This is a genomic window from Photorhabdus antumapuensis (assembly GCF_020387775.1).
Classification (GTDB): Bacteria; Pseudomonadota; Gammaproteobacteria; order Enterobacterales; family Enterobacteriaceae; genus Photorhabdus; species Photorhabdus antumapuensis.
Genome location: NZ_JAHZMK010000014.1, coordinates 258,244 through 279,006 on the forward strand (window position 1 = coordinate 258,244; position 20,763 = coordinate 279,006).

At 43.9% G+C, this 20,763-nt stretch carries 28 protein-coding genes, 3 tRNA genes and 1 pseudogene; 21 read left to right on the top strand and 11 right to left on the bottom strand.

The genetic code is table 11. From position 1 onward, the window contains the following. From KZ793_RS05790 to KZ793_RS05805, 4 genes are read left to right on the top strand one after another with little or no spacing between them, the layout of a single operon-like run. A complete protein-coding gene (locus KZ793_RS05790) occupies positions 1–909 on the top strand; it encodes a baseplate J/gp47 family protein (protein ID WP_225814239.1) in 909 nt (302 codons plus the stop codon). Beyond that, positions 902–1,510, top strand: coding sequence for a phage tail protein I (locus KZ793_RS05795; protein WP_225814241.1), 609 nt, complete (start codon positions 902–904; stop codon positions 1,508–1,510). The genes KZ793_RS05790 and KZ793_RS05795 overlap by 8 nt, the downstream gene beginning before the upstream one ends. Then, positions 1,507–3,030 carry a phage tail protein gene (locus KZ793_RS05800; RefSeq protein WP_225814243.1) on the top strand — a complete coding sequence of 508 codons (1,524 nt, stop codon included), beginning with the start codon at positions 1,507–1,509 and terminating at the stop codon, positions 3,028–3,030. Before KZ793_RS05795 ends, KZ793_RS05800 begins: the two co-directional genes overlap by 4 nt. After that, positions 3,031–3,483 carry a tail fiber assembly protein gene (locus tag KZ793_RS05805; protein ID WP_225814245.1) on the top strand — a complete coding sequence of 151 codons (453 nt, stop codon included), beginning with the start codon at positions 3,031–3,033 and terminating at the stop codon, positions 3,481–3,483. It begins immediately after the preceding gene. A gap of 100 nt (positions 3,484–3,583) precedes the next feature. On the opposite strand, the gene KZ793_RS05810 is transcribed toward KZ793_RS05805, so the two are convergent. After that, positions 3,584–3,841: a helix-turn-helix domain-containing protein gene (locus KZ793_RS05810; protein WP_225814247.1), complete on the bottom strand. Its 258-nt coding sequence runs from the start codon at positions 3,839–3,841 to the stop codon at positions 3,584–3,586. Positions 3,842–3,945: 104 nt separating this feature from the next. Between KZ793_RS05810 and KZ793_RS05815 the strand changes: the two genes are divergently transcribed. Continuing rightward, positions 3,946–4,200 (top strand): helix-turn-helix domain-containing protein, encoded by a 255-nt coding sequence (locus KZ793_RS05815; RefSeq protein ID WP_225814249.1) that lies wholly within the window; start codon positions 3,946–3,948, stop codon positions 4,198–4,200. Between the two features lie 88 nt (positions 4,201–4,288). Beyond that, the gene (locus tag KZ793_RS05820; protein ID WP_225814251.1) at positions 4,289–4,537 is read left to right on the top strand and encodes a helix-turn-helix domain-containing protein; all 249 of its coding nucleotides are present in this window, start codon (positions 4,289–4,291) and stop codon (positions 4,535–4,537) included. A gap of 391 nt (positions 4,538–4,928) precedes the next feature. Here the strand turns inward: KZ793_RS05820 and KZ793_RS05825 are convergent, their stop codons facing one another. Both KZ793_RS05825 and KZ793_RS05830 read right to left on the bottom strand, forming a co-directional pair. Further along, entirely contained in the window at positions 4,929–5,267 is a 339-nt protein-coding gene (locus KZ793_RS05825; RefSeq protein ID WP_225814253.1) for a helix-turn-helix domain-containing protein, read from the bottom strand. After that, on the bottom strand, positions 5,264–5,623 hold the full coding sequence (locus tag KZ793_RS05830; protein WP_015836339.1) for a type II toxin-antitoxin system RelE/ParE family toxin: 360 nt from the start codon (positions 5,621–5,623) through the stop codon (positions 5,264–5,266). Before KZ793_RS05830 ends, KZ793_RS05825 begins: the two co-directional genes overlap by 4 nt. 237 nt (positions 5,624–5,860) lie before the next feature. Between KZ793_RS05830 and KZ793_RS05835 the strand changes: the two genes are divergently transcribed. From KZ793_RS05835 to KZ793_RS05875, 9 genes and pseudogenes are all read left to right on the top strand, one after another. Then, positions 5,861–7,033 carry a phage tail sheath protein gene (locus KZ793_RS05835; RefSeq protein WP_225814260.1) on the top strand — a complete coding sequence of 391 codons (1,173 nt, stop codon included), beginning with the start codon at positions 5,861–5,863 and terminating at the stop codon, positions 7,031–7,033. A 10-nt stretch (positions 7,034–7,043) separates the two neighbouring features. Next, on the top strand, positions 7,044–7,559 hold the full coding sequence (locus tag KZ793_RS05840) for a phage major tail tube protein (protein WP_225814262.1): 516 nt from the start codon (positions 7,044–7,046) through the stop codon (positions 7,557–7,559). A gap of 46 nt (positions 7,560–7,605) precedes the next feature. Next, the gene (locus tag KZ793_RS05845) at positions 7,606–7,923 is read left to right on the top strand and encodes a phage tail assembly protein (RefSeq protein ID WP_225814264.1); all 318 of its coding nucleotides are present in this window, start codon (positions 7,606–7,608) and stop codon (positions 7,921–7,923) included. Between the two features lie 14 nt (positions 7,924–7,937). Next, positions 7,938–8,057, top strand: coding sequence for a GpE family phage tail protein (locus tag KZ793_RS05850; protein WP_036773160.1), 120 nt, complete (start codon positions 7,938–7,940; stop codon positions 8,055–8,057). Then, complete coding sequence (locus KZ793_RS05855; protein ID WP_225814266.1) at positions 8,050–8,769, top strand: phage tail tape measure protein; 720 nt, start codon at positions 8,050–8,052, stop codon at positions 8,767–8,769. Before KZ793_RS05850 ends, KZ793_RS05855 begins: the two co-directional genes overlap by 8 nt. 35 nt (positions 8,770–8,804) lie before the next feature. Beyond that, positions 8,805–10,673, top strand: a pseudogene (locus tag KZ793_RS05860) (phage tail tape measure protein); the annotation flags it as partial. Then, a complete protein-coding gene (locus tag KZ793_RS05865; protein ID WP_225814268.1) occupies positions 10,670–11,134 on the top strand; it encodes a phage tail protein in 465 nt (154 codons plus the stop codon). The pseudogene KZ793_RS05860 and the gene KZ793_RS05865, both read left to right, overlap by 4 nt. Then, positions 11,131–12,240: a phage late control D family protein gene (locus KZ793_RS05870; protein ID WP_397443581.1), complete on the top strand. Its 1,110-nt coding sequence runs from the start codon at positions 11,131–11,133 to the stop codon at positions 12,238–12,240. The genes KZ793_RS05865 and KZ793_RS05870 overlap by 4 nt, the downstream gene beginning before the upstream one ends. Positions 12,241–12,294: 54 nt before the next feature. Continuing rightward, positions 12,295–12,513: an ogr/Delta-like zinc finger family protein gene (locus tag KZ793_RS05875; RefSeq protein WP_225814270.1), complete on the top strand. Its 219-nt coding sequence runs from the start codon at positions 12,295–12,297 to the stop codon at positions 12,511–12,513. A 143-nt stretch (positions 12,514–12,656) separates the two neighbouring features. Here the strand turns inward: KZ793_RS05875 and KZ793_RS05880 are convergent, their stop codons facing one another. After that, positions 12,657–12,917: a helix-turn-helix domain-containing protein gene (locus tag KZ793_RS05880; RefSeq protein ID WP_225814272.1), complete on the bottom strand. Its 261-nt coding sequence runs from the start codon at positions 12,915–12,917 to the stop codon at positions 12,657–12,659. On the opposite strand from KZ793_RS05880, the gene KZ793_RS05885 reads away from it, so the two are divergent. Further along, positions 12,916–13,131: a helix-turn-helix domain-containing protein gene (locus tag KZ793_RS05885; RefSeq protein ID WP_225814274.1), complete on the top strand. Its 216-nt coding sequence runs from the start codon at positions 12,916–12,918 to the stop codon at positions 13,129–13,131. The two genes, KZ793_RS05880 and KZ793_RS05885, sit on opposite strands and share 2 nt — an antisense overlap. 77 nt (positions 13,132–13,208) lie before the next feature. On the opposite strand, the gene KZ793_RS05890 is transcribed toward KZ793_RS05885, so the two are convergent. Then, complete coding sequence (locus tag KZ793_RS05890; RefSeq protein ID WP_225814276.1) at positions 13,209–13,484, bottom strand: helix-turn-helix domain-containing protein; 276 nt, start codon at positions 13,482–13,484, stop codon at positions 13,209–13,211. Between the two features lie 476 nt (positions 13,485–13,960). On the opposite strand from KZ793_RS05890, the gene KZ793_RS05895 reads away from it, so the two are divergent. Then, the gene (locus KZ793_RS05895) at positions 13,961–14,167 is read left to right on the top strand and encodes an ogr/Delta-like zinc finger family protein (protein WP_225814352.1); all 207 of its coding nucleotides are present in this window, start codon (positions 13,961–13,963) and stop codon (positions 14,165–14,167) included. Between the two features lie 246 nt (positions 14,168–14,413). On the opposite strand, the gene KZ793_RS05900 is transcribed toward KZ793_RS05895, so the two are convergent. From KZ793_RS05900 to uvrY, 6 genes are all read right to left on the bottom strand, one after another. Then, positions 14,414–14,500, bottom strand: a tRNA-Leu gene (locus KZ793_RS05900). 6 nt (positions 14,501–14,506) lie between these two features. Next, positions 14,507–14,580: transfer RNA gene (locus KZ793_RS05905), tRNA-Cys, on the bottom strand. 48 nt (positions 14,581–14,628) lie between these two features. Then, positions 14,629–14,704 (bottom strand) — tRNA-Gly (locus KZ793_RS05910). Positions 14,705–14,848: 144 nt separating this feature from the next. After that, positions 14,849–15,397, bottom strand: coding sequence for a CDP-diacylglycerol--glycerol-3-phosphate 3-phosphatidyltransferase (gene pgsA, locus KZ793_RS05915; RefSeq protein ID WP_049581866.1), 549 nt, complete (start codon positions 15,395–15,397; stop codon positions 14,849–14,851). A 57-nt stretch (positions 15,398–15,454) separates the two neighbouring features. Then, positions 15,455–17,287, bottom strand: a complete 1,833-nt coding sequence (uvrC, locus tag KZ793_RS05920) for an excinuclease ABC subunit UvrC (RefSeq protein WP_225814278.1) — start codon at positions 17,285–17,287, stop codon at positions 15,455–15,457. After that, positions 17,271–17,936 carry a UvrY/SirA/GacA family response regulator transcription factor gene (gene uvrY, locus KZ793_RS05925; protein ID WP_225814280.1) on the bottom strand — a complete coding sequence of 222 codons (666 nt, stop codon included), beginning with the start codon at positions 17,934–17,936 and terminating at the stop codon, positions 17,271–17,273. The genes uvrC and uvrY overlap by 17 nt, the downstream gene beginning before the upstream one ends. A 434-nt stretch (positions 17,937–18,370) precedes the next feature. Here uvrY and KZ793_RS05930 point away from each other — a divergent pair, with 434 nt between their 5' ends. The 4 genes from KZ793_RS05930 (at position 18,371) to KZ793_RS05945 (ending at position 20,567) form a co-directional block, all read left to right on the top strand. Further along, on the top strand, positions 18,371–18,595 hold the full coding sequence (locus KZ793_RS05930) for a DUF2594 family protein (protein ID WP_225814283.1): 225 nt from the start codon (positions 18,371–18,373) through the stop codon (positions 18,593–18,595). Between the two features lie 391 nt (positions 18,596–18,986). After that, positions 18,987–19,415, top strand: coding sequence for a universal stress protein (locus tag KZ793_RS05935; RefSeq protein ID WP_225814288.1), 429 nt, complete (start codon positions 18,987–18,989; stop codon positions 19,413–19,415). Positions 19,416–19,576: 161 nt separating this feature from the next. Further along, positions 19,577–19,915, top strand: a complete 339-nt coding sequence (locus tag KZ793_RS05940) for a hypothetical protein (RefSeq protein ID WP_225814289.1) — start codon at positions 19,577–19,579, stop codon at positions 19,913–19,915. Positions 19,916–20,129: 214 nt separating this feature from the next. Further along, positions 20,130–20,567 (top strand): universal stress protein, encoded by a 438-nt coding sequence (locus tag KZ793_RS05945; RefSeq protein WP_225814291.1) that lies wholly within the window; start codon positions 20,130–20,132, stop codon positions 20,565–20,567. The last annotated feature ends 196 nt before the right edge of the window (positions 20,568–20,763 follow it).

A 20,763-nucleotide genomic window follows, 5' to 3' on the forward strand; every position in this document is an offset into this window, starting at 1 on the left:
ATGCCGCCTATCGACCTTAGTCAGTTACCGCCGCCGGAGGTTGTCGAACTACTGGATTTCGAAACCCTACTGGCTGAGCGAAAAGAAAAACTGATTTCACTGTATCCGCCAGAGTATCGCGATGCTATCACCCGCACGTTGGCGCTGGAATCCGAACCTATCACCAAGCTATTGCAGGAAAACGCCTATCGGGAATTGCTCTTGCGTCAGCGCGTCAATGAGGCAGCGCGGGCGGCAATGGTGGCGTATGCCACAGGCCGCGACTTAGACCAACTGGGGATGAATAACAATGTGCGGCGTTTAGTATTGCAGCCCGCTAACAATCTCGCCATACCGCCTATCTCTACGGTGTTGGAATCTGACGCTGATTTTCGGGTACGCATTCCGCAAGCGTTCGAGGGGTTAAGCGTCGCCGGCCCTGTGGTGTCCTATGAATACCATGCGCGCAGTGCTGACGGACGGGTTGCCGATGCGTCGGTGATAAGTCCATCGCCTGCCTGTGTTACAGTCAGTATTTTGTCACGTGAGAGGAACGGTGCGGCCAGTGATGAATTGATTGCGGTCGTGAATACTGCTCTGAATGATGAGGATGTTCGCCCCGTAGCGGATCGCCTGACCGTACAGTCTGCGGAGATTGTTGATTATCAAATTGATGCCGTGCTGTACCTGTACCCAACCCCGGAATATGAGCCGATATTGCAGGCTGTGCGTGAACGGCTGGCGCGTTACACTGCCGAACAACGCCGGATTGGCCGCGATATCGTGCGCAGTGCCATTTTTGCTGTCTTGCATATGCCTGGTGTTCAGCGTGTTCACCTGAAATCTCCAGTGCAGGATGTGATTCTGGATAAAACTCAAGCGAGTTTTTGCACACGTGCGCAGGTAGTGATTGGGGGATCGGATGAATAACCGTTTGTTGCCTGTCGGATCATCACTGTTGGAAGTGGCCGCCGCTGAAGCCCTCGCCAGTCTGTCAGATGTGCCGGTTCCCCTTCGTGACCTGTGGAGTCCTGAACGGTGTCCAGTGAAATTACTCCCCTATCTGGCGTGGTCGTGGTCAGTTGATCGCTGGGATATGGACTGGCCGGAGAGTACTAAACGCGAGTCAATTAAGGCGTCGATGTTTGTTCATAAGCACAAGGGAACAATAGGCGCTATTCGCCGTGTGGTGGAGCCATTCGGTTATCTCATCCGTGTTATCGAATGGTGGCAAACCAATGATGCCCCCGGCACTTTCCGGTTGGATATTGGCGTCATGGAAACGGGTATCACCGAGACCACTTATCAAGAACTAGAGCGATTGATTTTTGATGCCAAGCCCGCTTCACGGCATTTGGTTGGAATGTCTATTCAGTTGGAGACCGGAGGCGAAAATTATTGCGCGGTCGCCAGTTACAGCGGTGATGTATTAACCGTTTACCCCTATATCCCGGAATTAATCACCGTCACTGGTTCTGATGTAGTAGGGGTTGGAGTGCATATTATTGATTATGTGAGGATTGAGTCATGAGGACCAAATATTTTGCCCTGTTAACTCGATTGGGCGCGGATAAGCTGGCAAATGCTGCCGCGTTGGGTACCAAGATTGAAATCACCCATATGGCTGTTGGTGATGGTGGCGGAAGTTTGCCGACACCAGATACTACACAGACTAGGTTGGTTAACGAACGCCGCCGCGCGGTGATTAACGTCCTGAACGTTGACCATAAGAACGCTAACCAGATTATTGCCGAGCAGGTAATCCCCGAAAACGAGGGCGGTTGGTGGATTCGGGAAATTGGTCTGTTTGATAAAGATGGCGTGCTGATTGCAGTCGGGAATTGTGCGGAGACTTACAAACCGCAGTTACAGGAAGGCTCTGGGCGTACACAGACTATTCGCATGGTATTGATTGTCAGCAGCACCGACATAGTAACATTGAAAGTTGATCCCTCCGTTGTACTGGCAACACGGGAATATGTGGACGAGTCGATTCAAACTCATGTGAAGAGCCGTAACCATCCTGACGCTACGCTAAAAGATAAAGGTTTCGTTATCTTAAGCAGCGCGGTAGATAGCAGCAGTGAAACCTACGCGGCAACCTCGAAGGCGGTTAAGGCGGCATATGACTTGGCAAATGTCGCGGATAATAACGCTAATAGCCGTGTGCCTGCTAATCGTAAGGTGAACGGGAAGGCGCTTTCCTCTGATATTTCACTGAATGCGGGGGATATTGGAGCGTATACCAAAGGGGAAATCGATTTTCGTGTGAATGAAGTCAACATACTGGCAAGCACGGCAAACCAGCATGTGATTGATGCTAATGACAATGCTAATAGTCGATTGTCCAGGAAGGAGAACGGCGCTGACATTTCTGACAAAAATGCTTTTGTGAAAAACCTCAATTTGTTGGAAACGGTGGTGTTGGCTAAAGGCGCAGTACCGAGCAACCGGAAAATCAACGGTAAGGCGTTGACCGGGGATCTTAGTTTGGGTGCTGGAGATGTAGGGGCATATACGCGAGCAGAGAGTGATAATACTTTCTTGCGTATTTTTAGCGATAAAAGCGCCACTGTTGGGAGTTTACTGATTGATAGCAAAACGCCCTTTCCTGAATTGCGTTTCAAATCGAAAGATGGGTATGTGGTAGGAATTAACGGCTCAGAAGGAAAATTGTTGCATATTTATTCTAACGATCCGAGCAATCGGCGGCGTTACAATATATTAATACCTGAGCGAAGCGGTACCCTTGCGCTACAAAATGCAGCTATAAAATCTGAAAATGGTTGGTGGCAATGTGGGGATACGGGAATAATGATTCAATGGGTTAAAGTTGCATCCCGTCAACAATCATGGGTAAAAGTCAATTATCCAATTTCTTTTAAAAATAAATTCTTTGGCTATATCGCAAGTATGTCGAGTGTTAATACATCAACAGGCCATACATTAGTACGTAATGCAACATTATCGACATTTGAATATCAAGCTGGCACTCCTAACAGTAATGAGAATCCAGACAGAGTTGTATATATATTATTTTGGGGGGTATAAATGGTTTATTTCTCCAGAAAAGAATGCGCTTTTTATAATGAAGCTTATAAAGAATGCGTTGAAATAACAGCAGAAAAACACAATGAATTACTCGCCGGGCAATCGCGCGGTTTATCAATTGTCAGTAATAAAGAAGGTTATCCAGTACTCATTGAACGTGCTCCGTCCGTTTATCATAAATATGATGGTGAAAAGTGGATAATATCAGAAAATGATAAAATAAAGCTTAGACGGGAACAGCAGCAACAAGCAGAACATAAGAAACAGCAACTTATGCTCACGGTAAGTAAACAGATTGCTCCGTTACAAGATGCGGTAGATTTGGGGATGGCGAGTGATGAGGAAAAATCGCTGCTAGCAGCTTTGAAAAAATATCGGGTATTACTGAACCGCGTTGATGTTAATTTAGTGCCAGATATTAATTGGCCTGAAAAACTTAGAGTAATAGAATAAGGGTTACAATAAACTGGCTCCAATAGTTAGACAGTCTAGGCAGCTAACATGGCCTAGGTTCGATATTATACCGAACTTAGACCATTTAGTTGAGAATTAGTCACATTGATGAATTATTTCGGGTAACTCGTTCAATAGGTTGTCCATTCTCATCAAAATATCGGCTTGGCCAAATTTCTGAGGGATGTACTCCGAGATTGTTAGCAATAATCCATTCTCCTTTAGGCCAAGGTCGTGATAGAGCATTAGCTAATGTAGATGAACTAAGTCCCTCCTTACGCAATACCGCTGCTAAGGTAGTGCCGAGCTTACGTAAGGCAGCGATAATGTCGGCGGTATGCCAATCTTTTTTATTCATTTTCTTTATATCTCCATATAACAAACGTAATGAATTATCCTGTTTTGGGATATTTAAGTAAATGATTGATATTCGATTTTGGGATATTAATCAAGGTTAAAGAAATGGCATCGATTTATTCATATGAATATCAACTAGTTATAAATGCTCTTCGTAAAGCTAGGATAGAAAAAGGTATTACTCAAAAGAGCTTGGCTCAAGCCTTAGATCGACCTCAATCATTTATTGCTAAAATTGAAAATGGTGAAAGAAGGTTGGATGTGGTTGAATTTGTGCATATAGCACATTTGCTATCTGTCGATCATGGACTAATTCTAGGAAAAATACTGTTCAAAAAACTACCTAACAAGCTAAAATGATCAAAGCTTATAAAATAAAAAATCCCATTTTGGTATAAATCAACAATCGATTGATATTTAATCCTAAATGTTTAGTAGGATTGAATATATGGTTTCAATTTACTCTGATGAATATCAAGTAGTTATCAAAGCACTCCGTGAGGCTCGTATAGCAAAGGGAGTTACACAAGAGAATTTAGCTCAAGCGCTAGATCGCCCTCAATCGTTTATTGCGAAGGTTGAGAATGGTGAAAGAAGATTGGATGTTGTGGAATTTGTTCATATAGCACATTTGTTATCATTAGAGCCAAGTATTCTCATAAAAAGAATCCCAAGAAGATATTCCTCAATATGCTGATAACTTTCTATCTATACTAGTTTCATCAGATAGCGTAGCTAAAGAGGGATTCACATAGTTAACCATGTGGTAGAACAATTAGGGTTTTAATATCCCTGAAATTGTTTTTTTATACTCTGTGTTGTGTAGTGTCTATACACGTTTTACTTGGCTAACGCTACAATTGGACTATCTGCGCTCCTTTTGCGTAGATAAACGTTCCGATCTAGGTTGGAGCGGGTGCCGGTTTATGAGGTCGGCCTTTTCAGCTATATGGATCAAGCGGATTTTGCGTAAGGAACTACGGGAACGAGGTATTGAACCGAAAGGTTGAATCTTTTGAAATGCCAAGAAGCACCCATTCTAGGTGCCTCTTGTTTTGAATTGCTTTAACACCTTTAATATGTGGGTCTTAGCCTACCGTAATTTGAACAGGTTTTCCTATACGGGTTAACATATTAACCAATGCGTCAATGGTGAATTTATTTACCTTTTTATTCACAACGTCAGATACTCTTGGACGAGAAATGTGCAACACCGTTGCTACTTCAGTTTGTTTCATTTTTTTATCTGCAATCCATAAAGTAATTTCTTCCATTAACTGCTCTTTGATTTGCAATGTGTTTTCTATTTCTCGTAAAGAGGTTGCATGAAGTTGCTGAGCGTCTTGCTCAGTAAAACCTAACTCAGAAAATATATTATGTCCGGTTGGAGTTACCCTACGAATTTCAGTGTCAATTTTAGTGGTCATTTGATATTTCTCCGCTGCTGGATAACTGCGTTGTATCGTACTTTAGCGATATCCTTATCATGTTTATTCGTTTGTTGAGTTTTTTTCTGAAAACTATGCAATACATAAATAGCTTCATCGAATTTAGCAACATACATAATACGATAAATACCTGTACAGTCTCTTAGCCGTATTTCTTTTACGCCAGAACCGATGTCAGAAAAGGGTTTCCAATCTTCAGGATCTATTCCATGCTGTATTCTATGAAGCTGATAGCCTGCGTCTTTACGTGCATCTGTAGGAAAAGCTAACAAATCTTCATAAGAAGAGCCGATCCAGGCAATTTCTTTCTCTGTACCGCTCCTGATTTTCGTCATAGTTTCCCTTCCTTACCTGATTGTATAAAATTTTATACAATTCTGTGCAAAGTTACAAGAATTGTCGCTTCATTTATCGTGCGCGGCATGAGTCTTTTGATTACTCAAGGATGAACATCTCTAATACTCCTTATTATACCCTCCACTTTGTGCCATTCCTGATACTTACCCAATCAACTGAATTTTATTGTCACAGCGCTCACCATAGCGAAATCACCATCACTGGAGTCTTTCGCTATGGCACAAGATTATCATCATGGCGTCCGCGTGCAGGAAATCAACGAGGGAACGCGCACTATTACCACTGTCAGCACCGCTATTGTCGGGCTAGTCTGCACAGCGGATGATGCTGACACCAAAGCTTTTCCCTTAAACACGCCAGTCTTGTTAACCGACGTTTTGACTGCCAGTAGTAAGGCCGGCAAAACGGGCACACTGTCTCATGCTCTGCGAGCGATTGCCGACCAGTCCAAACCCGTGACTGTTGTTGTGCGCGTGGCCCAAGGGGAAACCGAAGCGGAAACCACGTCGAATATCATCGGTGGCGTTACCGACGAGGGTAAAAAAACGGGAATGCAGGCGCTACTTGCGGCACAAGGGCAGCTCGGTGTTAAACCACGCATTCTAGGTATACCCGGTCACGATATCCAACCCGTAGCAACAGCCCTTGCTGACATTGCTCAAAAGCTGCGGGCAATGGCTTATGTTAATGCCTATGGCTGCAAGACCATTGCCGATGCTATCAAATACCGCAACAACTTTAGCCAGCGTGAACTGATGTTGATTTGGCCGGACTTCCTCAGTTGGGATACGGTCAAAAATAGCGAGTCTATCGCATACTCAACTGCTCGTGCGCTGGGCCTGCGTGCCAAAATCGACGAGGAAACCGGCTGGCACAAAACCCTGTCCAACGTTGGTGTCAATGGTGTGACAGGGATTTCTGCCGATGTCTTTTGGGATTTGCAGGATGTTGTCACCGATGCCAACCTGCTTAACCAGAACGCCGTTACAACCTTGATCCGCAAGAATGGTTTTCGTTTTTGGGGTTCTCGCACCTGTTCGGATGATCCGTTGTTTCAGTTCGAGAGTTACACACGCACGGCGCAGGTACTGGCTGACACGATGGCTGATGCGCATATGTGGGCAATTGACAAGCCGCTGACGCCTTCATTGGTACGCGACATTATCGAGGGCATCAATGCCAGGCTGCGCGAACTAAAAGCCAATGGTTACCTGATAGACGGCCAGTGTTGGTATGACGAAAGCGCCAACACCAAGGACACCCTGAAAGCAGGCAAGCTGTTCATCGATTATAACTACACACCGATCCCGCCATTGGAAAACCTGCTGTTGCGCCAGCGCATCACTGACCAGTACCTGATGAATTTCGCCAACAGCATTAACAGCTAAGAGGCTACTCATGGCATTACCTCGTAAACTTAAGTACCTGAATTTATTCAATGACGGTAACAATTACATCGGTGTTGTGGAAGAAATGACGCTTCCTAAACTGAGTCGTAAGCTTGAAGCCTATCGCGGTGGTGGCATGAATGGTGCCGCCTCGGTGGACTTGGGGCTGGATGATGGCGCACTGGATGCCGAATTTACCTTGGGCGGCGTGGAAGCCCAACTTTACCGCCAGTGGGGCATTGAGAAAGTGGACGGCGTTTCTCTGCGCTTTAATGGCTCCTTTCAGCGTGATGATACCGGGGAAGTGATTGCGGTCGAAGTCGTAATGCGTGGCCGCTTTTCGGAATTTGACCACGGCAGCTATAAACAGGGCGACAACAGCCAGACCAAAGTCAGCGCCAAAAACACTTACTTCAAATTGACGTGGGACGGAGAAGTCCTGGTCGAAATCGACACCGTTAATATGGTGGAAATCGTTGGTGGTGTTGACCGTCTGGAAGCCCACCGACGCGCCATCGGTTTGTAACAATTGAACGCTTATCATCTGATAAATCACTATAGGAACATTCACCATGACTGAACAAACCCCCATCGTCCAGCCGGAACACGCTACAGTGACACTGGAAGAACCTATTAACCGTGGTGCAACCACCATCAGCGACGTCGTTGTGCGTAAGCCTAACAGTGGTGCGCTGCGTGGTGCCCGCTTGCAGGCACTGATGGAAATGGACGTCGATTCAATGATGTTGGTTTTGCCTCGTGTCACCGCACCGGCACTGACTAAAAATGATTTATTGCTAATGTCGCCCGGCGATCTGATTAACCTCTGTATTGAGGTAGTTAATTTTTTGTTGCCGAAGTCGGTAAAGTCCGATTTCCAGCATCAATAACCGTTGATGAACTGGTGGCGGACATTGCCACCGTGTTTCATTGGCCGCCTGCTGTGACAGCAGAGATGGGCCTGCCTGAATTATTGGCATGGCGTTACCGGGCCATGAAACGGAGTGGGGCCGACAATGAGTGACCGAAACTTACGCCTGCAAGTTATCCTGAATGCTGTTGATAAAATTACCCGTCCTTTCAAGAATGCACAGGCTTCTAACAAGCGGCTGGCTGGAACCCTTCGCCAGTCGCGCCAGCAACTCCGGGAACTGAACCAGCAGGCCGGACGGATCGATGGTTTTCGCAAGGTAAAGCTCCAATTGCTAGAAACCCGGCAGGTTTACCGCAGCGCTACTGAACGCGTGGCAGCACTGAACCGTGAAATTAACGCCAGTCAGAACCCGACACAGGCCCAAATCAACCAGCTACAGCGGGCAAAAAACGCAGCCAAGCAGTTCGAGGAAAAAAATCAATCCCTGAGCCAGTCCCTGCAACGTCAGCGTGATGCCTTGCGCGCCAGCGGTATCTCAACTAACCAGCTTGGACAGGCGCAGAGACGGATAAACGCGGACATCAACCACACAACTAGTATGCTCCAGCAACAGGAGCAGAAGCTTGGGCGTCTGAGACAGCAGGAACAACGGTTGGCGAATGCCCGTTCTCGCTACCAAAAAATGAAAGATGTGCGTAACCAAATGACGACAACCGGTGCTGCGGCAACGGCAGCGGGTGTTGGTACGCTCTATGGCGCTAAACGGATGATGATGCCGGGTTATGACTTTGACGTGGGGATGTCGAAAGTGCAAGCGCTGACCCGTCTGGATAAGCATTCTCCCGACAGGCTCGGCACTTAGGCGCGACAACGGCATTCACCGCCAATCAGGTCGCGCAGGGACAGAGTTTTTATGCAATGGCCGGCTTTACTCCAGACCAGATACGATCAGCCATGCCTGGTACATTGGCGATGTCATTGGCGGGTGATACCGATTTGGCCGCTACGGCGGATATTGGTTCCAATATCCTGACGGGTTTTAAGCTAAAATCCGAAGAAACGGGGCGGGTGAGTGACGTACTAGTGGGTGCCTTTACTCGTTCTAACACTAATCTAATGATGCTGGGTGACACCATGAAGTATGTCGCCCCTGTAGCGGCAGGCTTAGGGGTTGATATTGAAACCGCCGCTGCGGCGACGGGTAAGCTCGGTGATGCCGGTATTCAGGGTAGTATGGCGGGAACTTCCTTGCGATCTATTTTGGGACGGTTGGCTGAACCGCCCGCCGCCGCCGCGAAAGCGTTGGCAAAACTGAACATTCAGACTAAAGATGCCAAGGGTAATCTCCGCGCATTGCCGGATATCCTGACTGAGCTGGACAAGAAAACGGCCAAGATGGGTAACGCTCAGCGTGCCGGCATTTTCAAAGCCATTGCCGGAGAGGAAGCCTTTTCCGCGCTGTCAGTATTGGCTGAAAGAACCGGTACGGGGGAATTGCAGAAACTCATCAAAGAATTGAAGAACGCCCAAGGTGAGGCTAAGAAAGTCGCCGATACTATGACTAATAACCTTGACGGTGACCTAAAAAGTCTGTCATCGGCATGGGAAGATATCGGTATTCAAATTTTTGGCGGTGTGGATAGTCCCTTGCGTGGGATCACCCAGCGTATCACCAAAATTATCAGTAAAACGGGTGAGTGGATGAAGGCCAACCCTGAACTGACCAAAACGTTAACGATGGTGAGTATTGGGCTGGGTATTATTTTGACGGTTTTTGGTGCGATTACGCTGGCATTGGTTGCTCTGTTGGGACCACTGGCAATCGTTAAATTTGGTCTGTCAGTGTTGGGTATCAAGGGAGTAGGCTCAATGCTACGTCTTGGTAACGTGTTTTCCTATATTGGGAAAATGGCGATGTGGCTGGGGCATGTTATGTGGACAAACCCCATTTTAGCGGTTATCGGTTTGATTGCTGTGGGCGCTTACCTGATCTGGCGATATTGGGGCAAACTCGGCCCGTGGTTCCAGAACTTATGGAACAACATTTCGAACTATGTTTCCACCACATGGGAAAACATCAAGCAACGGGCATTAGCCAAATGGAATGAGCTGGTCGCTGATACGAAAAAAATTCCGTCCGAATTTAAGAAGATTGGCGGTGAATTTGTCGAAAATCTTAAGGCAGGCATTGAGGAAAAATGGGAATCCCTGAAAAAGAAATTCTCCGAACTGGGCAAGATGGTTAAAGACGCCTTGACTCCCGACTTTATGCAGGAAGAAAACCAAGATCCCAGGCAAAAGGCGGCATTGAATGCTTATAAGGAAGCAACCAGTCCGATTAGCGGCATACTGGCGGGTGGATTCGATAAAGGTGGTTACATCCCGACGGGCAAGATTGGCATCGTGGGGGAATATGGCCCGGAGATCATCAACGGCCCCGCCCGTGTCACCAGTCGCCGTCAAACGGCTGCACTGGCGACAATCGCGGCCCTATCTGTAGGGGCAGTCTTGCCAGTCAGCGCCCAAAATGCTCCGTTGCATCCATACAGTTTGCCTGCGTCACAGTATCAGACATCGGCAGTTTCAGTTGCTAACCAGAGCCAGGACAACAGACGATCTGTTTATGAAATTCATATACACGCCGTTCCTGCGCAATCCGTACAGGATATCGCGCAGGCGGTGGCGCGTGAACTGGATCGCCGTGAGCGACAACAACGCGCCCGTGCCCGTAGCTCATTTTTTGATAGCGAGGACTTTTATTCATGATGGCCGCATTGGGTTTATTTGTCTTTATGCTGAAAACCACGCCATATCAGAGCCTGCAACACCAACAATCATGGCGCTATGGATTTAACAATCGTATAGGTGCCCGTCCTGCTTTCCAGTTTATGGGGCCAAATAACGATACTATTACACTGTCCGGTGCCCTGTACCCTGAAATCACCGGCGGCCGGTTGTCCTTGCTGGCCCTGCAATTGATGGCTGAGAGTGGCAAGGCTTGGTCATTTCTGGATGGTAGCGGCACGATTTACGGCATGTTTATTATTGAAAGTATCGACCAGACCAAAAGTGAATTTTTTACCGACGGTACCGCCCGTAAAATTGACTTTACCGTCACGTTGCGCCGTGTGGATGACAATTTAGGGGAGATGTTCGGCGACCTTCGCACCCAAATGACTGACTTAAAAACTCGTGTCACACACAAATTGGGCGGGCTATTCTCATGATTTCTTTACCTGATATGCTAAAACTCGATTGGGTAACTGGCAAAACTAATACACCTGTGTATGTTCTCAGTGCTGGTGACAAAAATGTCAATGCCCGCATTCAGTCACGGTTGATTTCCCTGAATCTAACCGATAATCGGGGCTTTGAGGCTGACCAGTTGGATATTGAGCTGGATGATAGCGATGGTCTGTTATCTCTGCCCCGTCGTGGGACTGAGCTGTCCTTGCATCTGGGCTGGCAGGGGGAACCGCTGATCCACAAAGGTAAGTTTATTGTGGATGAAATCGAATACAGTGGTGCGCCGGACAAGATAATCATCCGTGCTCGCAGCGCAGATTTTCGGGCGATGCTTAATATCAATCGCGAGGTGTCCTATCACCAGAAAACGATCAGCGATATTGTGCACACTATTGCTGTACGTAACGATTTGACGCCGAAAGTGGACAAAATGCTAGCTAACATCACCCTCAGTCATATTGACCAGACCAACGAATCCGACTGCAATTTTCTAACCCGGTTGGCAAAACAGGAGGGTGCCATTGCCACTATCAAGAGTGGCTATTTGCTTTTTATCCGACAGGGGCAGAACAAAGCCGCCAGCGGGCAGTCCCTGCCTTCGGTTATCATTACCCGGCAATCTGGAGACGATCACCGTTTTTCACTGGCTGACCGGGGCGCTTATACCGGCGTTTCCGCCAATTGGCTTAATACCCGTAATCCGAGGAAAAAAGGGAACGTCACCGTCAAGCGCAAGCGGAATAAGACCAAATCGAAGAAAAAAGAAGAAAAACAGGGAGATTATCTGGTCGGCAGTGAGGGAAATGTATTGGTGCTGAAACATACTTATGCTAACAAGGATAATGCCGAGCGTGCCGTCAAAGCAGAATGGGAGAAAATTCAGCGCGGTGTGGCGTCATTCTCTATTCGACTGGCGAAGGGAAGGCCAGAGCTATTCCCCGAAATGAAAGTCAGGGTGAGCGGCTTCAAGCCCGAAATTGACATGGCAGACTGGACTCTGGTTACCGTCACTCATACCTTGGATGACAGCGGATTAACGTCATCCTTGCAATTGGAAGTGAAAATTTCTGATTCAGATATGGTATAGTTGCTTTAGCGCCAGTTTCAGCTATGGCAACCTGTTTGTTGAGGTACTCGCGTTATGATGAGATGCCCCTTATGCGGTCATGCCGCCCACACCCGTAGCAGTTTTGAACATACGACTCAAACTAAGGAACGTTACAACCAGTGCCAGAATATTAATTGTGGCTCAACGTTTGTTAGTCATGAAACCTTTGTGCGGTTCGTCACCAAGCCGACATTGATTGAAGCGGTACAGCCGCATCCTGATAACGGACAACAGACGGTGCTGGTATTCTGATCGAAGAGTTGCCGATGAGTAACTAATTAAAAAAGCGTTCCATTATTTATCGTGGTGCGCTTTTTTTATGTGAAAAATATTTTTTCTGAGGATCTTCGGTGTGGTGGGGAAAGGATTTATCCCATAGTCGCCTTAAACTATATTCAATTTTCAGACGCGTGTCTGTAATTCACTAAAATCTGATGAATAGCTAAAACAGCATCAGAAAAATCATCATCTACAATATAAAAATAACATTCAGGAACGTTTAACACCTTGGAAAATGCGCACATTATTTCAAAGGTTGGCTGATGAGTTCCATTTTCATACTGAGACACTCTCGCTCGTGCTGACTTTTCATCTATGCCAGCCGCAATTCCGAGTTTTTCTTGCGTGATATTTGCACGTAAACGAGCGGCTTTCATGCATAAAAAAATCTCTGATGACTGGCATCCGGCAGACATTATTGCAGCTCTAAAAAAACAAGGAACAAATCTTTCAGCTGTTTCACGTAAAGCGGGATTAGCATCATCCACATTAAGTAACGCGTTGTATCGTCCGTGGCCAAAAGGAGAAGCTCTGATTGCCACCGAGCTAGGTTTATATCCATCCGATATTTGGCCATCACGTGAAAGGTAGAAAAGGGTGAATTTATGCCAATGGCGCTGAATACGGTTAGCGCCATTATTAGGTGTCAGAGTTATCTCAAACAGTATTCAATTTTTAGAAGTGTGTTTGTAATTTGCTAGAATTTGATGAATAGCTAAAACAACATCAGAAAAATCATCATCTACAATATAAAAATAGCACTCAGGAACGTTTAATACTTTGGAAAATGCACACATTATTTCGAAGGTTGGCTGATGGGTTCCATTTTCATACTGTGATACTCTCGCTCGTGCTGACTTTTTATCTATGCCAGCCGCAATTCCGAGTTTTTCTTGCGTGAGTTTTGCATGCAAACGAGCGGCTTTTAAACGTTTGTTAATCATAAATTTAACCGTCAGTTATTAAAAATGTAGTTGATAATATATTTAACATTTCTTAATACTTTTTTTGTCAAAATTTACTTAACAAGAATCACTAATCGGTAGTGAAGGGAGTGTATTGGTGCTGAAACATACCTGTGTAAATAATGCCAATTCTGAGCATGCCGCCAAAGTCGAATGGGAAAATTCCATCTGGGGTTGTGTCATTTTCAATCCAACTGGTAGAGCTGTTTCCCAAAATAAAAATCAATGTGTGTGGCTTCAAGTTTCAAATTGACCCGTCAGAGACTGGACACCGACCATCAACCCATCCCTAAGTGACAGTGGGTTAATGTCTTCTCTGCAATTGGAAGTGGAAGTAAAGATTTCTGATTTAGATATGATGTAGTCATGTTTAGTGTCAGTTCCAGCTATGGCAACCCATTTGTTGAAGTGTTTGCCGATGATGAGATTCCTCTCTATGTGGTCATGCCGCTCACATCCGCAGCAGTTTTGGACATACAACCCAAACCAAAGAGTGTTACAACCAGTGCCAGAATATCAATTGTAGTACGATGTTCGTTAGCTATGAAACCTTTGTCCGGTTCGTGACTACACCAACATTGATTGGGATGGTTCCGCCTCATCCTATTAATCTACTAATGATCAGTGAGCCTTATGTCTTTTTAATTAGATCCGTTGAATAAATAATCATAAAAAGTACATCATGATTCGTTCAGATGTGCTTTTTTATGTGAAAAATATTTTTCTGATGATGCTTCGAGAGGGGGAGAGATTGCCTGAAATAGATAGTGTGGATTTATACAGTGGTGCCAAAGTGCCGCCATTCTGCCGCCACTTCTTAATTTTCGTGCAATCGCAGAAAGCAAAAAAGCCACCTTGCGGTGGCCTTTTCTTTTCCCTAACCCACTGTTTTATCAGTGAATTTTATATGGTGCCCAGGGCGGGACTTGAACCCGCACAGCCTTACAGCCGAGGGATTTTAAATCCCTTGTGTCTACCGATTTCACCACCTGGGCTGAATTTGGAGGCGCGTCCCGGAGTCGAACCGAGGTTAACGGATTTGCAATCCGCTGCATGGCCACTCTGCCAACGCGCCTTAATTATCAGCTACTAAGTTACCAATCATTTATCCTGACTAGTAATTTGGAGCGGGAAACGAGACTCGAACTCGCGACCCCAACCTTGGCAAGGTTGTGCTCTACCAACTGAGCTATTCCCGCACCACTCTGAACTGGCTGATTTACTTATTTGTTTTCGTAAATCTCATGTGCCGTTCGATGCGTTGCATTCTACTTACTTCACGTATTGAGTCAACACAATTATTGTTACGCTGTGATTGTTCGATGGTTTTTACGTCATTTCGATCAAGCTTCACGCAAATCAGACCAGGCCGCGTTTACATATTGAAACATTGACCAAAATGTCATCACCGTAGCAACATAAAGTAATATGAATCCGCCCAATTCGAATTCAAAATTAGGGCGCCATAATAAAGCAACTAATGCCGCCATCTGCGCTGTCGTTTTTACCTTACCCATCCAGGAAACGGCAACACTGCTGCGTTTGCCTAATTCAGCCATCCATTCTCTGAGAGAAGAGATGATAATTTCACGCGCTATCATAGTTGCAGCAGGGAGGGTTATCCACCATGTATGATAGTGTTCGGAAACTAAGACTAATGCGGCAGCAACCATGATTTTGTCTGCGACAGGATCAAGAAATGCGCCAAAGCGAGTTGTCTGTTTCCAAAGGCGGGCGAGAAAACCGTCAAACCAGTCTGTCGCCGCAGCGACAATAAAAATTATGGCACAAACCATCGGCGCCCATGTGAATGGCAAATAGAATGCCAGGACAAAAAATGGGATCAGGACGATACGAAATAGAGTGAGCCATGTTGGTATATTTAATTGCATAGTGCTTCTTAACTATCTGGCTATAGTGGAATTTATAAGTATGGTGCATCAATGTACCTAGTGTTTCAATGCATTATAAATTTTTTCTGCTAATGCATAGGAAATAGTCGGTACTTTTGCGATCTCTTCGACACTTGCGTTACGTAAAGGCTGCAAACCTCCCATGTATTTCAGTAACATTTGTCGGCGTTTTGGTCCAACGCCTTCAATAGATTCCAGTGTACTGGTGTTTCTAACTTTAGATCTACGTTGGCGGTGCCCGGTTATTGCATGATTATGTGATTCGTCACGAATATGCTGAATCACATGCAGAGCAGGAGAGTCCGGCGGTAATGCGATACCTTTATCCTCCGTTGCGAAAAATAGTGTTTCAAGCCCGGCTTTGCGATCACTGCCTTTGGCAACACCTATTAATTGAGGGCGCGTTTTATCCCATTCAACATCAAGAGACTGAAAGACATCTATTGCCTGAGCTAATTGCCCTTTACCGCCATCAATGAAAATAATGTCGGGAATTTTTGACTCATCTAATGCTTTCCCGTATCGACGGCGTAGTACTTGATTCATGGCAGCGTAATCATCACCGGGAGTAATACCACTGATATTATAGCGCCGATATTCAGAACGTAGTGGACCATTGCTATCAAAGACGACACAGGATGCAACAGTTTGTTCCCCCATAGTGTGACTAATGTCAAAACATTCTATTCTCTGAATTTTTGCTAACTTAACTAATTTGGCGAGAGAGTCTAATCTTTGGTGAATAGTTGATTGTTGTGATAAGCGGGTCTCTAGGGCGATTGTGGCATTTGTGCGGGCAAGTTTTAGATAACGAGCTTTATCTCCGCGGGGACGGGTTTGAATATGAATTTTTCGCCCGGATATTTCAGATAAAGAATCAGACAAAATGTCTTTCTCTGGCAGAGTAAAATCCAGCAAAATTGCTGAGGGCAAAGTCCGATTTTGGCTGCCCTGTAAATAAAATTGGCCAAGGAATGTTTGTACAATTTCATCAAGCTTTGTCCCAGTCGGGACTTTAGGGTAGTAACTTCGGCTACCCAGGACTTTGCCCTGACGTATAAACAGTACATGCAGGCAAGCCATGCCCGCTTCAAAGGCAACACTGATAACATCTAGGTCATCGTCTGTTCCTGAAACAAATTGTCTTTCAGTGACCTGACGAACGGCCTGGATTTGATCACGGTATCTTGCTGCATCTTCAAATTTCAGTTGCTGGCTGGCTTGTTCCATTCGGTCAATTAATCTGGTTAAAACTTGCTGATCTTTGCCTGAAAGGAACAGGCGAATATAATCAACTTGTTGCTGATATTCTTCTTCACTTACCAGCCCTTTAACGCAAGGCCCAAGGCAGCGACCAATTTGATATTGCAGGCATGGCCGGGAGCGATTGCGGTAGACGCTATCCTCACATTGTCGGATAGGAAAAAGTTTTTGTAGTAAGGTTAATGATTCTCGTACCGCATGAGTGTTTGGAAATGGGCCAAAATATTCACCTTTGGCATGTTTGGCTCCCCGATGCATTGCCAGCCGCGGGTGTTTATCTGCGCTGAGAAAAATATAAGGGTAAGATTTATCATCTCGCAGTAAAACGTTATATCGGGGCTGATAGAGCTTAATGTAATTATGCTCCAGTAACAGTGCTTCGGTTTCGGTATGCGTGACAGTAACATCTATTTGAACAATATTTTTAACCAGAGATTCGGTTTTACGACTGGCAACCTGTGCACGAAAGTAGCTGGAAAGCCGTTTTTTTAAATCCTTGGCTTTACCGACATAAATAACCGTGCCTGAGGTGTCATACATACGATAAACACCAGGCTGACTGGTTACTGTTTTTAAAAATGTTTTTGAATCAAATTGTTCCGTCACTATTTAATAGACTCTCTGTGTCGAATAGCCCATAACGTATTGCCATATGTGTTAATTCTACATCACCGCTGATATTTAGTTTACTAAACATTCGGTAGCGATAGCTATTGACGGTTTTTGGGCTAAGATTAAGTTGCTCAGAGATATCGCTCACCTTTTGTCCTTTCGTGATCATTAGCATAATCTGTAATTCACGATCAGACAGACAACTTAATGGATTGTCTTGCTGTGGGCTAATTTGGCTAAGGGCCATCTGTTGAGCAATATCGGGAGCGATATAGCGTTGGCCGGCATTAACTGCACGAATTGCATTAACCATGTCCTGAGAGGTAGAGGCTTTACTGAGATATCCTCTGGCGCCAGCCTGCATCACCTTCATTGGTAAAGGATTTTCAGTATAGATAGTCAACATGATGACACGGACATCGGGACAATAACGTAGGATTCTTTTTGTTGCCTCCAGGCCACCTATGCCTGGCATGTTCATATCCATTAACACGATATCTACTTTATTAGCTCGGCACCATTTTATCGCATCTTCACCACAATTAGCTTCTCCTACTACTGTTATCCCTTTTATGTCATCAAGAATACGTTTTACACCAACTCTGATCAGCTCATGATCATCGACTAACAAAACATTTATCAAAAAAGTGTCTCCAACTGGCTCTATGCTCATACATGAGCTTCATTGATATTGCTTGTGTATTGAATGTGTTTCAGAAGAATTAACTTCAATTGTCTATTTTTTGACTTTTAGTAAAGATTATATAAAACAATAGAATAGATAAATTATCCTAAAAGTTCATCAGGAATATGAATATTATACTTATCTCTTCCAAAGACAAAAGAGAATTATTTTATACGATAGCAAGTATTATTTATTTACAATAATAACATTCTATATATTCTGATTATGATGAAATTAATAACTAAATAAATATTTATAAAATAAATGGTTTTAACAATAATTTAACGTTTTTTAGCGTGGATCTATTTGGAAAATGTATAAAAATAGGGGATGAATTATGTGGTATAATTATTATTTTCATGACGTAATTAATACGTAAACAGGTAACGACTATGAACAAAATCGATTTAATTCCTTCATCCGATACTGAAACCTTGGCTACGGAGGTGACATGTTTGAAAGTTCTGTTGGCTTCTATGCTTAAAACTATGGGACAAGCTAATGCAGGGAGAGTTGTACTGAATCTGGAACGTGTTATTGCAGAAATGGGCGATGAAAAACAAGCCAGGATATTTGAAAATACCGTTCAGCAAATAAAAGCGTTATATCGGCAGTGAGGTAGGTCTCAGGGGTTAATGTTATTGCCCCTGTACATATCCCACTTTTACTACGTAGTGAAATGAACAGCATCTATTTTCATAATATTTTTATTTGTAAAAATATATTATTATATGTATTAAATGATCATAACTATATGAAATTAAAGATGTATGCTCCTGGGGATTCGTTCACTTGCCGCTGCGCTGCAACTCGAAATCTATTAGGTATATAAATGTTAATTCTATGTGAATGGTATCGGTAATATCTTTATATCGATATGAAATATAAATGATTTATTTGATTTTTATCATTGCATTTATATGGTTGAATAACTCATAGTAATTAACAGGATATAGAGTATACTAAATGTAGTAGTCTGGTTTGGTATGTAAATATAGGAGCGTGCGTATGTACAAAACTATTTTAGTACCGGTAGATATTTCAGAAGATGAACTAACGAGTAAAGCAGTTAAGCATGCATTGTCTTTAGCAAAAGAAACAGGTGCGAAGCTCCATATTCTCCATGTACTGCCAATTTCATCCGCGATTGTTAACGTATATTCGTTGGGATATGAGGAAATTAAGGATAAAGCAACAATTAAAGCCGAAGATGATTTGAAAATGCTGCTTGATACCATCGATTTTCCTGATGACAGGTTATCCTATTCCATTGCATTTGGGTCGCCAAGAGATGAAATAACAGCAGCAGCAACAGAAATTAATGCTGATCTTATTGTTATTGGCTCCAGAAGGCCCAATATTACAACACACTTACTAGGATCTAATGCATCAGGTGTTGTCAAATATTCGACAACATCTGTTTTGGTTATTCGATAAGGTGAAACATGATGAGAAAGATTGGCTAGCCATCTTCGGATGGCTTGCTTGATATATTATTTAGCTAACGCTGTGTTGCTATATTTTTATTAAATTTGCTCTGGTTTCATTTTCATTAAGATTGCATAAGGTTTCATAGAGTTGTTGAGGATGCAATAATTATGGAAAAATTTACTGATAAACTGATTCGTTGGGACCATTTTTTATGGCGAGTGGTACGTTTTTACCTCATTGCTGCAACGTTTTTCTTTATTGGAATAATTCCGGGTGTCCTTGGGTTTTACCTGATAGAAGGGCATACATTTCCTGAATCTTTGCTTAACGCTTTGTCCATGCTGGGATCTCAGGGGTTAGATCCTGCTCCTGTTAGTTTATCCGGTAAATATTTTATTGCGATATATGGGGTATTTTTGGAAAGTGTGTTCTTTATTACTTTGGGGCTTGTTGTAACACCTTTCATTCATCGAATATTACATAAGTGGCATCTTGACTCTGAGTGATTGAAAATAGAGCTATACCGTAATTTATTTGATTTAGTTAAATAACTCACAACAAATAATGGAATATTCTATACCCTATGGATTTCAAGATGCATCGCGACGGCAAGGGAGTGAATCCCCAGGAGCATAGATAACTCTGTGACTGGGGTGAATAAAAGCAGCCAACAAAGCAGCAGCTTGAAAGATGAAGGGTATATAAATAATAGGAGTGCGTATGTACAAAACAATTTTAGTACCAGTGGATATTTCAGAAGATGAGTTGACCGATAAAGCGATTGCACATGCAGAGTATTTGGCGAAATTATCTGATGCTAATATACATCTTTTCCATGCCGTTCCTGATATATCAAGATTTTCAATTAGTTATAGTTACCAATATGAGCTGATCAATTCTTTTGCCAAGAAATCTATTGCAAGATCAGAAGAAGAATTGGCAAAAGTGGCTGAAAAAATAGATTTGCCAAAAGAGCGAATCTCTTTCTCCGTAGCCTTTGGATCACCGAGGGATAAAGTATTATCGACAGCAGATGAGATTAAAGCAGATTTAATTGTTATTGGTTCCCGGCGGCCTAATATTTCCACCCATTTATTAGGTTCAAACGCTTCAGGAATTGTCGGATATGCGAATATTTCAGTTTTAGTAGTCAGATGAATGATTTATTTAGTAATGAAATAGCCAGCTTTCGTATAGTACTTATCGCTTAATAGGTGTTGTGCTATTCAATACTGATGTGATAATCCGGTGCAGGTATTTTGCATCGGATTTTCCTATTTTTAAACAGAATATTGAACTTATTTTGGTGATAATTGATTTTAAGTTATCCATTTTTCACTGAAAAGTTGATCTG